The sequence below is a fragment of the uncultured Polaribacter sp. genome, from assembly GCF_947500975.1.
Lineage (GTDB): Bacteria > Bacteroidota > Bacteroidia > Flavobacteriales > Flavobacteriaceae > Polaribacter.
In genome coordinates this window covers 1-656 of the sequence record NZ_CANMUE010000052.1, presented here as the reverse complement: position 1 = coordinate 656, position 656 = coordinate 1, and the positions used below count along the sequence as shown (strand labels likewise).

Genomic DNA, 656 nt, shown 5'->3' with positions numbered 1-656 from the left:
CGTTTACCGGAACAATAGAAATTTCAGAAGCTTTAAGTGTAGGAGAAACAGCTATTGTTTTTGTTACAGACGGAGATTTAAATACAAATGCTACGGTTGCCGAAACTATAGATGTAACAGTAACCAATAGTAATGGAGAGAGTGAGCTGATAACCTTAACAGAAACAGGTATAGATACAGGTGTTTTTGTGGGTACAGTAGATACTACATATGGCACAACAGCCGGAACAGATAATGATGGTATATTTAATACAACAGAAAATGATGTTTTAACAGCTACCTATGATGATGCCTTAGATGCCGGTGGAAATGATCCAGTAGCGGTAACAGATACAGTAACCCTAGTTTTAGGAACCGATACAGATGGCGATGGCATACCAGATCTTGTAGATTTAGATGATGACAACGACGGTATATTAGACACTATAGAAAATGGATGCAGTAACGATGCAGCGTTATATAGGTTTTTGTCTGATTTTGGGTTAACAAATGAAATAGCTACTGGATTATCAGGTTCTTATGATGCTAGTACAGATCTTGGCTTGCCTACAGGAAGCGTAATCATAGGTTATGATAATTTAAATACATCAGCAACAGCTGGTCGCTATACCGTATCTACGACCTTAAACACCACTTTTACACTTACAGGTACACTA

Annotated in this window: 1 pseudogene; it reads left to right on the top strand. The window is 37.8% G+C overall.

Annotated features, from left to right (window positions below):
* Positions 1 to 656, top strand: a pseudogene (locus tag Q0733_RS12980) (hypothetical protein); the annotation flags it as partial.